Origin of the sequence: Streptomyces sp. NPDC085944 (assembly GCF_040686295.1) — a bacterium.
In the GTDB taxonomy this organism is placed as follows: Bacteria; Actinomycetota; Actinomycetes; order Streptomycetales; family Streptomycetaceae; genus Streptomyces; species Streptomyces salinarius.
Genome location: NZ_JBFBJX010000010.1, coordinates 255343 through 268420 on the forward strand (window position 1 = coordinate 255343; position 13078 = coordinate 268420).

Annotated in this window: 10 protein-coding genes; 3 read left to right on the forward strand and 7 right to left on the reverse strand. The window is 72.3% G+C overall.

Translation table 11 applies throughout. The annotated features are described in order from the left end of the window. Window positions 1–186 precede the first annotated feature (186 nt). Window positions 187–519, forward strand: a complete 333-nt coding sequence (locus AB0P07_RS21655; protein ID WP_365552839.1) for an ATP/GTP-binding protein — start codon at window positions 187–189, stop codon at window positions 517–519. Window positions 520–536: 17 nt separating this feature from the next. Here AB0P07_RS21655 and AB0P07_RS21660 read toward each other — a convergent pair whose 3' ends face one another. The 7 genes from AB0P07_RS21660 to mce form a co-directional block, all read right to left on the reverse strand. Further along, window positions 537–1406, reverse strand: coding sequence for an ABC transporter permease subunit (locus AB0P07_RS21660; protein WP_365552841.1), 870 nt, complete (start codon window positions 1404–1406; stop codon window positions 537–539). Beyond that, window positions 1403–2683 (reverse strand): ABC transporter ATP-binding protein, encoded by a 1281-nt coding sequence (locus AB0P07_RS21665; RefSeq protein WP_365552843.1) that lies wholly within the window; start codon window positions 2681–2683, stop codon window positions 1403–1405. Before AB0P07_RS21665 ends, AB0P07_RS21660 begins: the two co-directional genes overlap by 4 nt. A gap of 125 nt (window positions 2684–2808) precedes the next feature. Next, window positions 2809–3579 (reverse strand): ABC transporter permease, encoded by a 771-nt coding sequence (locus AB0P07_RS21670; RefSeq protein ID WP_365552845.1) that lies wholly within the window; start codon window positions 3577–3579, stop codon window positions 2809–2811. Window positions 3580–3581: 2 nt separating this feature from the next. Beyond that, complete coding sequence (locus AB0P07_RS21675; protein ID WP_365552847.1) at window positions 3582–4574, reverse strand: ABC transporter ATP-binding protein; 993 nt, start codon at window positions 4572–4574, stop codon at window positions 3582–3584. Between the two features lie 109 nt (window positions 4575–4683). Then, on the reverse strand, window positions 4684–5616 hold the full coding sequence (locus AB0P07_RS21680; protein ID WP_061442499.1) for a hypothetical protein: 933 nt from the start codon (window positions 5614–5616) through the stop codon (window positions 4684–4686). A gap of 207 nt (window positions 5617–5823) precedes the next feature. After that, a complete protein-coding gene (gene scy / locus AB0P07_RS21685; RefSeq protein WP_365552849.1) occupies window positions 5824–9804 on the reverse strand; it encodes a polarized growth protein Scy in 3981 nt (1326 codons plus the stop codon). Window positions 9805–10037: 233 nt separating this feature from the next. Beyond that, window positions 10038–10478, reverse strand: coding sequence for a methylmalonyl-CoA epimerase (gene mce, locus AB0P07_RS21690; RefSeq protein WP_365552850.1), 441 nt, complete (start codon window positions 10476–10478; stop codon window positions 10038–10040). Window positions 10479–10627: 149 nt separating this feature from the next. On the opposite strand from mce, the gene AB0P07_RS21695 reads away from it, so the two are divergent. Next, the gene (locus tag AB0P07_RS21695) at window positions 10628–11860 is read left to right on the forward strand and encodes an acetyl-CoA C-acetyltransferase (RefSeq protein ID WP_365552851.1); all 1233 of its coding nucleotides are present in this window, start codon (window positions 10628–10630) and stop codon (window positions 11858–11860) included. A 56-nt stretch (window positions 11861–11916) separates the two neighbouring features. Then, window positions 11917–12873 carry a methylmalonyl Co-A mutase-associated GTPase MeaB gene (gene meaB / locus AB0P07_RS21700; protein ID WP_365552853.1) on the forward strand — a complete coding sequence of 319 codons (957 nt, stop codon included), beginning with the start codon at window positions 11917–11919 and terminating at the stop codon, window positions 12871–12873. Window positions 12874–13078: the final 205 nt, after the last annotated feature.

A 13078-nucleotide genomic window follows, 5' to 3' on the forward strand; every position in this document is an offset into this window, starting at 1 on the left:
GGACACGGCCGGACGAAGGACTTTGCGGATTGTCTGCAGAATCGGCCGTTGTGGGACGGTGCCCCGGCCCCGGACGGAAACCCCGCGCGGGGGGAGTTGCGGTGTTCGACGGCGTATGCGTACCCGTGTCCGGGCCGCGTAGGCTGGATGCCGCCCTGCTTCCTGTATAGCTCCGTGAGGTGTCCTGTGTCCCCGCGTCGCAACCGACCCAAGGGAGCCGGTTCCTCCGGCCGGAGCGCCGAGGAGGACGGCTCCGGCCGCTACGGCGGCTGGCAGTCCTCGGAGGGCTGGCAGGGCGAGGAGTGGAGCGTACGGCACGTGGCGGGCGCGAGCGCGCAGGGGAAGTCGTACCGCTGCCCGGGGTGCGACCAGCTCATTCCGGGCGGAGTCCCGCACGTGGTGGCCTGGCCCGCCCACGCGGGCGTCGACGACCGCCGGCACTGGCACAAGGCGTGCTGGAACGCGAAGGACCGCCGCACCACGCGGGTGCAGCGGTCCCGTAACGCGCCGAGGTTCTGAAGGCCGGTCCGGCCGCCCTACACGTCCCGCTTCTCCAGCAGGGCGAAGGCGGCGGCGAACACGACCACCGTCACGCCGAGCACGATCCACACCGGGTCCCAGCCCGAGGGCCCGGAGTCGGAGAGCGAGTTGGCGTAGAAGATGCTCATCTGGTTCGGGATCGAGTACTCGAACAGGGCCTGCTGCACGTCCTTGAGCGACTCCGAGAACATGAACAGCGCGATCACCAGCGGCGCGAGCAGGACGCCGATCATGATGGTGATGGCGCCCGCCGAGTGCCGGATGATCGAACCGACGGCCAGCGAGAGCAGCCCGAGCAGCGCGACGTAGAGCGAGACGCCGACGGTGCCCTTCAGCCACTCCTCGCCGGTGGGGTCGCCGGCGCCGTGGCCCTCCAGCATGGACACGTGGACGAGGCCGATCAGCGTCGCGGACACCAGGGTCACCACGAAGGCGACCAGGAAGAACACGATGCCCTTGGCCGCCAGCACCCGGCCGCGGCTGGGGCACGCGGTCATCGTCGTGCGGATCATGCCCGTGCCGTACTCGGACGCCGTGGTCAGCACGCCGAGGGTGATCACGCAGATGCTGCCGAGCAGCAGTCCGAAGAAGCCGAGGCTCAGCGCGCTCTCGCCGGCCAGGTCGGAGTCCGAACTCGCCACCACCGCGCCGGTCAGCAGTCCGATGCCGAGGACGAGCAGGACGAACACGCCCAGTGTCCACATCGTCGAGCGCACCGACTTGATCTTCGTCCACTCGGACGCCAGGGCGTGCAGGAGGGTCGTGCGCACCACCGGGATCGGCGAGGTGTAGGTCGGGTACGGCGAGCCGGGCGCCGGGTGCCAGTCGGGCGCGGCCTGCTGCGTCGGGGGCTGGGGGGTGCTCATCGGGCGTCCTCGGGCTTGGTCGGTTCGGTGACGGGCGCGGAGGCGGGCGCCGGGGCGGCAGCGGGGGGTGCGGGAGCCGCGGCGGGCGGCTGGGGCAGCTGCGGGGCCGGCTGGGCCTGCGGCGCCTGCTGCGCCGTGTAGGGGTTGGCCGGCTGACCGTCCGGCACCGCGCCGGGCGCCTGCGGGGCGCCGTACGGGCCCGCCGGGGCCCGGCCCGGGGCGCCCTGTGGCGGGGCGAAGGGCTGACCGCCCTGCTGGGGCGGCGGCGGGGCGTACCACCCCGGCTGGCCCTGTCCGGGCACCGGCATCGGCGGCTGCGCGCCGGGCGGCAGGGGCTGCTGGAGCCCGGCCTTCTGGTCGGCGGTCGACCGGTAGTCCACGGCGCCCTGCGTCATCCGCATGTACGCCTCCTCCAACGAGGCCTGGTGCGGCGACAGCTCCCACAGCCGTACGTCGGTGTCGTGCGCGATGTCGCTGATCCGGGGGAGGGCGAGGCCGGTCACCCGCAGCGCGCCGTCCTGCTCGGGCAGCACCTGGCCGCCCGCCTCGGTCAGCGCGGAGGTGAGCTTCTCGCGCAGCTGGGGCTCGGTGTCCGGCGTGCGCACGCGCGCGAAGTCCGCGGAGTTGGCCGAGATGAAGTCCGTCACGCTCATGTCGGCGAGCAGCTGGCCGCGTCCGATGACGATCAGGTGGTCGGCGGTCAGCGCCATCTCGCTCATCAGGTGCGAGGAGACGAAGACGGTGCGTCCCTCCGCCGCGAGCGCCTTCATCAGGTTGCGCACCCAGTGGATGCCCTCCGGGTCGAGGCCGTTGACCGGCTCGTCGAAGAGCAGCACCTGGGGGTCGCCGAGCAGCGCGGCGGCGATGCCGAGCCGCTGGCCCATGCCGAGGGAGAAGCCCTTGGAGCGCCGCTTGGCCACGTCCTGCAGGCCCACCACGCCGAGCACCTCGTCCACCCGGCGGGCCGGGATGCCGGACAGCTGGGCGAGGCTCAGCAGGTGGTTGCGGGCAGCCCGGCCGCCGTGCACCGCCTTGGCGTCGAGCAGCGCGCCGACGTGCCGCGCGGCGTTCGGCAGCCTGCGGTACGGGTGGCCGCCGATCGTCACGTGCCCCGAGGTGGGGTTGTCCAGGCCCAGGATCATCCGCATCGTCGTCGACTTGCCCGAGCCGTTGGGCCCGAGGAAGCCGGTGACGGCACCGGGCCGCACCTGGAAGGAAAGGTTGTACACAGCGGTCTTGTCGCCGTAGCGCTTGGTCAGGCCGACTGCCTCGATCATGCTCCGCACCCATCGGAAGGTTCAGGGACAGCAGGGCACACGCCCCCGTAAGGGTTAGGAGGATATCCACGCACTGTCGGTTCCGTTCAAGCCCGGGCAAAATCCGACCCGCCGAGGAACCTCTGCTAGGCGTCCCGGTGCTTCAGCACCGCGTACCCGCCCACGAGCGCCGCGATCACCCACAGTGCCATGATCCCGAGGCCGCCCCACGGCCCGTACGGCACGTCGTCGTCGAGCGGCGTGACCACCTGCATGATCTTGCTGCCGGCCTGGTCCGGCAGGAACCGGCCGACCTTCTGCGTCGCGGGGACGTTGCCCAGGATGTTGGAGATCAGGAAGAAGAACGGCATCAGGATGCCCAGCGACAGCATGGGGGAGCGCAGCATCGCGGCGACGCCCATCGAGAACATCGCGATGAGGGTCATGTAGAGGCCCCCGCCGAACACCGCGCGGAGCACGCCCGGGTCGCCGATCGACGCCTTCAGGTCGCCGAGCATCGCCTGACCGAGGAAGAACGTGGCGAAGCTGGTGACCATGCCCACGACCAGGGCCAGGGTGGTCGCCACCGCGATCTTGCTGAACAGGAAGGTGCCGCGTTTCGGGACGGCGGCCAGTGAGGTGCGGATCATGCCGGTGCTGTACTCGTTGCCCACCACCAGCACCCCGAACACGATCATCGCCAGCTGGCCGAGGCTCGTGCCCGCGAAGCTGATGAAGGTCGGGTCGAAGGAGAGCTGGTCCCGTCGGCTCATGTCGCCGAACTCGTTCTTCGACAGCGCCGAGATCAGCATGCCGAGGGCGATGGTGACGACCACGGCGAGGCCCAGCGTCCACACCGTGGACGCGACCGACCTGATCTTGGTCCACTCGGACCGGAGGACCTGTGTCGCCGCCATGCTCAACCCCTCTTCCAGTCGCTGCCCCACTGCTGCCGCGGCGGCTGCCCGGGTGGCTGTTGCTGCTGCGGCACCGCGCCGGGCGGCTGCCCGTCGTGGGCGTGGTACTCCACGGACTCCGCGGTGAGCTGCATGAACGCCTCCTCCAGCGAGGCGCGCTGCGGGCTCAGCTCGTGCAGCACGATCTGCTGCCGCGCCGCCAGCTCGCCGACGGCCTCGGACTTGTCGCCGTCCACCTCCAGCATCCCCTCGCCCGCCTCGACGACCGGGACCCCGGCGTCGTGCAGCGCGTCGAGCAGCTGCTCGCGCTGCGGGGTGCGGATCCGGACGTAGCTGCGGGAGTTCTCCGCGATGAACTCGGCCATCGAGGTGTCCGCGAGGAGCCGGCCCTGGCCGATGACCACCAGATGGTCGGCGGTCAGCGCCATCTCGCTCATCAGATGGGAGGAGACGAAGACCGTACGGCCCTGGGAGGCCAGGGTCTTCATCAGGTTGCGGATCCAGTGGATGCCCTCGGGGTCGAGCCCGTTGACCGGCTCGTCGAACATCAGGATCCGCGGGTCGCCCAGGAGCGCGCCGGCGATGCCGAGCCGCTGCCCCATGCCGAGGGAGAAGCCCTTGGTCTTCTTCCGGGCGACCGCCGACAGCCCGACCGTGTCCAGGACCTCGCGCACCCGCGTCGCCGGAATGCCGTTGCTCTGTGCCAGGCACAGCAGGTGGTGGTAGGCGCTGCGCCCGCCGTGCCACGCCTTGGCCTCAAGCAGCGCGCCGATGTACGTCAGCGGGTCCGCGAGCTCCTCGTAGTGCTTGCCGTCGATCCGCACGTCCCCGGCGGTGGGCCGGTCCAGGCCCAGCACCATCCGCATGGTGGTCGACTTGCCCGCGCCGTTGGGGCCGAGGAAGCCCGTGATGATGCCGGGTCTGACGGTGAAGGAGAGGTTGTCGACCGCCACCTTCTCGCCGTACCGCTTGGTCAGCCCCTCGAGCTCGATCATGGCGCCCACGCTAGAACGGGACGAGGCCCGCTGCCACCCCAGTGACAGAAGGCCTCGTCCTTCTTCGTACGCATGCGGCAGGCGTGCGCCCCGCGTGGGCCGGGCCGCCTCAGCGGGACTGCTGGGCCGGCACCCCGCGGGAGACCGACTCGTCCTCGACCGCCGGAGCGGCGGCCACCGCGGCGCCCGTGAGGGACGCCAGCATCTCGCGCACGTTGGTCAGCTGCGCGTTGATGGAGTCGCGGCGGTTGGTGAGGGCGGCCAGCTCGCGCTCGGACTCCGAACGGATCCGGTCGGCCTTGGCGTTGGCGTCGGCCACGATGTCCTCGGACTGGCGCTGCGCCGTCTCCACGGTCTGGCGGGCCCGGCGCTCGGCGTCCGTGCGCAGCTTCTCCGCCTCCAGGCGCAGCTGCTCCGCGCGGTGCTCGATCTCCGCGAGCCGCTTCTCGGCCTTGGCCTGACGGGAGGCCAGGTCCCGCTCGGACTGCTCGCGGCGCTTGGCGAGGTTGGTCTCGAAGTCGGCGGCGGCCTGCGCGGCCTTGGCACGGGTCTCCTCGAAGAGCGCGTCCGCCTCGTCGCGCTTGGACTGCGCGTCCTTCTGCGCCTCGGAACGCAGCTGGGAGGCGTCGCCCTTGGCCTTCTCGACGATCCGGACGCCCTCGTCCTCGGCCTTGGCCTTGCGCTCGGCAGCGTACGACTCCGCGTCGTTGCGCACCTGCTGGGCGGCCGACTCGGCCAGCTCGCGGTGCTGCTCGGCCGCGCGCCGAGCCTCCTCGCGCAGGTCCTTCGCCTCTTCCTCGGCGAGCCGCAGGATCTTCTCGACCCGGGCACCGAGACCGGCGTACGACGGCTCGGCGTCGTTGACCTGGGCCTGGGCGTTCTGAGTCTCGAGGTGGAGCTCCTCGATGCGCTTTTCCAGAGCGGTGATGCGGGTGAGAGCGCTGTCACGGTCGGAGACGAGCTTGGAGATGCGTTCGTCCACCTGAGCGCGGTCGTACCCACGCCGCACAAGCTCGAAGCCGTAGGGGGAAGTGTCGCTCATGGGGTTCCTGTCGAAAGAGACCGGGTGAGGTGATAGAGGGAATCCTAGGCGCCAATGCGGTGTGTCATCGAGCGGATGCACGTTTGATACGGAGAATGACACCTCTTTTGAGTGGCTGACCCTCGGATGGCTTGCCAAAGCTCTGGGCAACGGTCCCGTCGGGACTCGGCCAAAGATCTCCAGCAGACACCCAAATGCCCCCGAATGCTAGCCGTCTGACGACTTGCCACCCGAACGTGGGGCGCCCACCGTCGCTCCGGCCTTCACTCCGTTGTCCTTCGCGCCCCCGGGCGCCTCGAACGACTCCAGTGCCTCCAGCACGTCCTGCACCCGGGAGATCTCCGCGTTGATGTCCTCGCGGCGCCGGACCAGCACCTCCAGCTCGCGCTTGCCCTCGTCGACCGTGGCCCGGGCCTCACGGACGGCCTCCGCCTTCAGCTCCTCGGCCTCGCGGACCAGGGTGGCCTTCTTCTGCTCGGCCTCCTTGAGCAGCCCCTCGGCCTTCTTGACGGCGGCGATGCGCACCTTGCCGGCCTCGGAGTTGGCCTCCGACACCAGCTCCTTGGCCTTCGCCTCCGCCTTGGCCAGCTGCTCCTCGGCCGCCTTGATGAGCGCGTCGCACCGGTCGCCCGCCGACTTCATCGTCTCGGCGGCCTCGCGGCGGGCCCGCTCGTGCAGCTCCTCGATCTCGGAGGTGAGCCGCTCGCGCAGCTCCTCCGCGCGCTCTCTTATGGCGGTCGCGTCCCGGCGGGCGCCGACCAGCAGCTCGTCCGCGTCCGTACGGGCCTTCTCCACGCGGGTGTTGCCCTCGACCGTCGCCTCCTGGACGATCCGGTCGGCCTCCGCGCGGGCCGCGCCGACCATCGTGTCGGCCTGCGACTCGGCGTCCGCGGTGGTCTTCTGGGCCTGCTGCTGCGCCTCGGTGAGCAGTTTGTCGGCCTCGGCGGTCGTCTCCGTGATGAGCGTGTCGACCTGCTCGGCCGCCTCCGAGCGCCGCTTGTTGGCGTCCTTGCGGGCCTCGTCGAGGGTCTGCTCGGCCTCCTCGCGGGCGGCCGTGGTGACCCGCTCGGCCTCCGCCGCCGCCTCGGTCCGCACCCGCTCCGCCTCGGCGCGGATCCGCTCCGCGTGCTGCTGGGCGGAGCCCACCGTGTCGGCGGCCTCGGCGCGCAGCCGCTCCGCCTCCCCGGTGGCGTCCGAGACCAGCTGCTCGGCCCGGGCGCTCGCCTCGGAGCGCAGCCGCTCGGCCTCGGTGGTCGACTCGGTGCGCAGCCGCTCGGCCTCGGTGGCCGCCTCGGTCCGTACGCGCTCGGCCTCGCTCGCCGCCTCGGTGGTGACGCGCTCCGCCTCCGCGAGGGTCTCCGTGCGCAGCCGGTCGGTCTCGGCGACCGTCTCGTTGGTGAGCCGCTCCGCCTCGGAACGCGCCTCGGTGATCAGGGTGTCCGCCTGCGTCGCCGCGTCGGACCGGATGCGGTTGGCGTCCTCACGGGCGTCCGCCCGGGTGCGCGAGGCGGACTGCTCGGCCTCGGCGATCGCGTCGGAGGCCTCGGTGCGCACCCGCTGGGCGTGCTCGGAGACGTCCGCGCGGATCCGGTCGGCCTCCGCGATGGCCTCGGAGACCGTCCGCTCGGCCAGCGTCTTGGCGGCCTCGGTCTCCTCCTGCGCCTCGCGCCTGAGGCGTCCGGCGTCCTCGCTGGCCCGCTCGCGCTCCGCGTAGGCGTCCGCCCGGACCCGGTCCGCCTCCTCCTGCGCCTCGGTCCGGGTGCGCTCCGCCGCGTGCTCGGCGGCGCTGCGCAGCCCGGTGATCTCCTCCTGGGCCTGCTCGTGCAGCCCGGCGACCGACTCGCGGACCTGCTGCGCGTGCTGCTCGGCGGCCGACACCATCTCGGTCGCGCGCCGGTCGGCCTCGTCGACCAGCCGTACCGCCTCGGCCTGCGCCTCCTCCACCCGGTTGCGCGCCGAGGCCAGCAGCTCCTCGCTCTGCTCGCGGGCCTGTGTGCGCTCCTGGTCGGCCTCCTGCCGCGCCGCACCGAGCAGTTCCTCCGCCTCACGGCGGCGCCGGGCGGCCTCCTCCTGGGCGGCGGCCAGCGTCTCCGACGCCTCGGCGGCGATGCGCTCGGCGGCGGCCTGCGCCTCCGCCCGCACCCGGTCGGCGCTCTCCTGCGCCTCCGACTTCAGCCGCTCCGCCTCGCCGGCCGCCTCCGTGCGCAGCCGTACGGCGACGGCCTCGCCCTCCGCGCGGGAGGCGGACGCGTCCGCGGCGGCCTCGGTGCGCAGCCGCTCGGCCTCCGTCTCGGCCTGCTGCTGGAGCGTACGGACCCGCTCCGCGGCCTCGGTGCGCAGCCGCTCGCTCTCCTCGGCGGCCTCGCGGCGGATCCGCTCGCCCTCCTCGCGGGCCTCGGACAGCGCCTCCTCGGCGGCGGTGCGGCGCTCCTCGGCCTCGGTGTGCAGCCGCGTCAGCTCCTCGGCGGCCTCCGCCTGCCGGGCCTCGACGGCGCGCTCGGTCTCCTCACGCAGCTCACGGGCGGCCCGCTCCGCCTCCGCCTGGAGCTCCTCGACGCGCTCGGCGGCCTCCGTGCGGTGCCGCTCGGCCTCCGCGCGGGTGCGCTCCAGGGTCTCCTCGGCCTGCCGGCGCAGGGTCGTCGCCCGCTCGATGGCCTCGGCGCGGACCTTCTCGCCGTCCGCCGTCGCGGTCTGCCGCAGCTCGTCCGCGTCCGCCTTGGCCTTGGCGAGCAGTTCCTCGGCGGACTTCGCCGCCTCCTCGATCTGCGCCACGGCCTCCTTGCGGGCCTCGGCGCGGATCTTCTCGCCCTCTTCGACCGCGTCGGCCCGCAGCTGCTCGGCCTCGCCGCGCAGCCGGCGCGCCTCCTCCTGCAGCTCGACCGTCTTGGCGCGGTACTCCTTGGTGTCGTCCTTCGCCGCGCCCTTGAGCTGCTCGGCGATGTCGTGCGCCTCGCCGCGCAGCCGGTCCGCCTCGGCCTCGGCCTCGGAGCGGATCCGCTCGGCCTCCTCGGTGGCGGCCTTCGTGGTGCGCTTGGCGTCCTCCGACGCCTTGTTCAGTACCTCCTCGGCGGTCCTGGCCGCCTTGGCGAGCTGAGTGGCCGACTCCTCGGCCGTGACCGTACGGGCCTTCTCGGCGGCTTCGGCGAGGATCCGCTCGGCCTCGGCGCGGGCGTCCTCGACCACCTGCTCGGCCTCGGACCTGGCGGTCTCGGCGTCCTTGGTGGCCTCGCCGACCAGCCGGGCGACCTGCTCCTTGGCGGTGCGGGTGCGCTGCTCGTTGGTCGCCTCGGCGCTCGACAGCGCCTTGGCCGCGGCCTCCTCGGCCTCCGCGACCACCTTCTCGGCCTCGGTCTGCGCCTTGCGCAGCGCCTCCTCGGCCTCGGACATGCGCTGCTCGGCGGCCCGGCTCAGCTCCTGGGCCTCGCGGCGGGCGGACTCCGACTCGGTGGCGGTGGAGCTGCGCAGCTGCTCCGCGTGGTCGGTGGCCTCCTGGGCCTGGGTGGAGGCGGCGCTCAGCAGCCGCTCCGCGTCGGTGCGGGCCCGGCGCAGGATCTGCTCGGCCTCCGTGCGGGCGCTCTCCGCCTCGCTGCGCAGCCGCTGCCGGGCCTCGGCGGTCAGCCGCTCGGCCTCCGCGCGGGCCGCGCTCATGGCCTGCTCGGCCTCCGCGCGGGACTCGTCGAGCAGCCGGCGGGCCTGCTGCTCGGTGCGGGCGCGCAGCTGCTCGGCCCACGCCACGTTCTCGTTGACGTGCGACTCGACGGTCTGCCGGCGCTCGGCCAGCTCCTGGTCCAGCTGCTGGCGGCGGGTCACCGCCTCCTGGTGCAGCTCGGCCTGGAGCCGGGCGGCCTGCTCGGCGTGCTCCTGGAGGATCCGCTGGGTCTGCGCCCGGGCCTGGCTCAGCTCCCGCTCCGCGTCGGCGCGCAGCTGGTCGGCCTGCGTCTGCGCGTTGCGCAGCAACTGCTCGGCCTGGTACCCGATGTCGCCGCCGTCGAAGGCGGGCCGGGACATGATGGTGCGCCGCGCCTCGTGCAGCTTGGCGCGCAGCACCTCGACCTGGTAGCCGAGGTCCTCGGCGTGCTGGATCGCCTTTTCCCGCTCGGTCTTCAGCCGCTTCATCTCGGCCTCGAACCGAGAGAGGTGGTCGACGTCAGCCGCCGGCTCTCGCTCCTGGCTCTCGTAGCCCCGCACTGCGCGGTCCCATCCGTCCCCTGGTCGCAAATCTTCCCGAACGAGCTCCGTCCGTACGCCGGACGGTGCCCCCGGGGAATGGTGTCAGATCAACGGCGGAGCATGTGCTGCTGCCCCGTCGCCGACCCCCCGAAACACGACCCCGGCGGTCCCGGCGCCCAGGGCGACAGGACCGGGTCACCCTGGACTGAGCGGCGACCGCACCCAACCCTACCGGCCCCTATGTACGAGGGTCAGTGCTCAGGTGACTCAACGGCCGCCGATGTGACCAGTTCTGTCAGTACGCCATGGCAGTCCTTGGGGTGCAGGAAGGTGATCCGCGACCCCATCGAACCGCGCCGCGGCTCGTCGTACAGAACGCGTACGCCCTTCTCCCGAATGTCCGCGGCGTCCGCGTCCACGTCCGCCGTGCCGAAGGCGATGTGGTGGACGCCCTCGCCGTTCTTCGCGAGCCACTTGCCGACCGCGGAGTCCTCCCGGGTCGGCTCCAGGAGCTGGAGGTACGAGGCGCCGCCGTCCGAGGTCTCGTTGATCCTGAGCATGGCCTCCCGGACACCCTGCTCCTCGTTGACCTCGGTGTGGAACACCTCGAAGCCGTAAGTGGCACGGTAGAACTCGACGGTCGTGTCGAGGTCGTGGCAGGCGATTCCGATGTGGTCGATTCGCGTCAGCATGGATTCAGTGCAGCGCTCCGGAGGTGGTTACGCAACGTGCGCGCGATCACACCGACCGCCGGGTGACGGGCGGCATACCGCTCAGTACATTCAAGTAAACCCTCGTTCACTCCGCGGCCTGTGCGGGCCGGAAAAGGGGATCGCAGCCCATGACCTCTGCAGCTTCTGGAACGTCCGGTACCTCCGGCACGAACGGCACGACGTCCGTCATCGTCGCGGGTGCGCGCACCCCGATGGGGCGGCTGCTCGGCTCCCTGAAGTCCTTCTCCGGGGCCGACCTCGGTGGCTTCGCGATCAAGGCCGCCCTCGACCGCGCGGGGATCGGCGGCGACCAGGTCCAGTACGTGATCATGGGGCAGGTGCTCCAGGCCGGCGCCGGGCAGATCCCCGCCCGCCAGGCCGCCGTCAAGGCCGGCATCCCCATGAGCGTCCCGGCGCTCACGATCAACAAGGTCTGCCTCTCCGGCCTCGACGCCATCGCACTCGCCGACCAGCTCATTCGCGCGGGTGAATTCGACGTGGTGGTCGCCGGCGGCCAGGAGTCCATGACCAACGCCCCGCACCTGCTCCCCAAGTCCCGCGAGGGCTACAAGTACGGCGCGGTCCAGATGATCGACGCCATGGCCTACGACGGCCTGACCGACTCCTTCGAGAACGTCGCCATGGGCGAGTCCACGGAGAAGCACAACACCAGGCTCGGCATCGACCGCGCCGCCCAGGACGAGATCGCCGCCCTGTCCCACCAGCGCGCCGCGGCCGCCCAGAAGAACGGTGTCTTCGACGCCGAGATCACCCCGGTCGAGATCCCGCAGCGCAAGGGCGACCCGGTGCTGTTCGGCAAGGACGAGGGCATCCGCGGCGACACCACCGTCGAGTCGCTGGCCAAGCTGCGCCCGGCCTTCGCCAAGGACGGCACGATCACCGCGGGCTCCTCCTCGCAGATCTCCGACGGCGCGGCGGCCGTGGTGGTCATGAGCCGGGCCAGGGCGGAGGAGCTGGGCCTGGAGTGGATCGCGGAGATCGGCGCGCACGGCAACGTCGCGGGTCCGGACAACTCTTTGCAGTCGCAGCCGTCGAACGCCATCCAGCACGCCCTGAAGAAGGAGGGGCTGGAGGTCGGCGACCTCGACCTGATCGAGATCAACGAGGCGTTCGCGGCCGTCGCCGTCCAGTCAATGAAGGACCTCGGTGTATCCACCGAAAAGGTGAACGTCAACGGCGGTGCCATCGCCCTGGGCCACCCGATCGGCATGTCCGGCGCCCGGCTGGTGCTGCACTTGGCGCTGGAGCTGAAGCGGCGCGGCGGCGGGGTCGGCGCTGCGGCGCTGTGCGGCGGCGGCGGCCAGGGCGACGCGCTGATCGTGCGGGTGCCCGGGGCCTGACCCCCGAGCCTCGACTTCTCACGGAACAGAGCTGAACGGAGCTGAACGGAGCTGTGATGCAGGACGTCTCCTCACTGGTGGCCCAGGCCCGAGAAGGCAGGCCGCGGGCCGTGGCCCGGCTGATCTCCCTGGTGGAGGGGGCGTCCCCGCAGCTCAGGGAGGTCATGGAGGCCCTCGCGCCGCTCACCGGCAACGCGTACGTCGTCGGTCTGACCGGTTCGCCGGGCGTCGGCAAGTCGACGTCCACCTCGGCGCTGGTGACGGCCTACCGCAAGCAGGGCAAGCGGGTCGGCGTCCTCGCCGTCGACCCGTCCTCGCCCTTCTCCGGCGGCGCGCTGCTCGGCGACCGGGTGCGGATGTCGGAGCACGCCTCCGACCCGGGCGTCTACATCCGCTCGATGGCGACCCGCGGCCACCTCGGCGGCCTCGCCTGGGCCGCGCCGCAGGCGATCCGCGTCCTGGACGCGGCCGGCTGCGACGTGGTGCTCGTCGAGACGGTGGGCGTGGGCCAGTCGGAGGTCGAGATCGCCTCCCAGGCCGACACCTCCGTCGTCCTCCTCGCCCCCGGCATGGGCGACGGCATCCAGGCCGCCAAGGCCGGAATCCTGGAGATCGGCGACGTCTACGTCGTCAACAAGGCCGACCGGGACGGCGCCGACGCCACCGCCCGCGAGCTGAACCACATGCTGGGCCTCGGCGAGGCCCGCGCCGCCGGTGACTGGCGCCCGCCCATCGTCAAGACGGTCGCCGCGCGCGGCGAGGGCGTCGACGAGGTCGTCGAGGCGCTGGAGAAGCACCGGGCGTGGATGGAGGAGCGGGACGTGCTGGCCGGACGGCGTCGGGCCCGGGCGGCCCGCGAGGTCGAGACGATCGCCGTCACCACGCTGCGGGAACGCATCGGCGACCTGCACGGGGACCGGCGGCTGGGCGCGCTGGCGGAGCGGATCGTCGCGGGGGAGCTGGATCCCTACCGGGCGGCGGACGAGTTGGTGGCGGGGCTGACGGAGGGCTGACGCGGGGGCCGAGCGGTGCGGGGCGGTCTTCCGGCACGGGGTTTCTTCGCCCCCGCCGCCCCTTCCCATTCCCGTCCCTGGGGGCTGCGTCCCCAGACCCCCGCTTTCGGCCTGAACGGCCTCGTCCTCACACGCCGGACGGGCTGAAAAAAGTACCGTGCCCTCGACCGGGCCGCGCTGTAGATTGACGCGCGTGTTCCTCCTC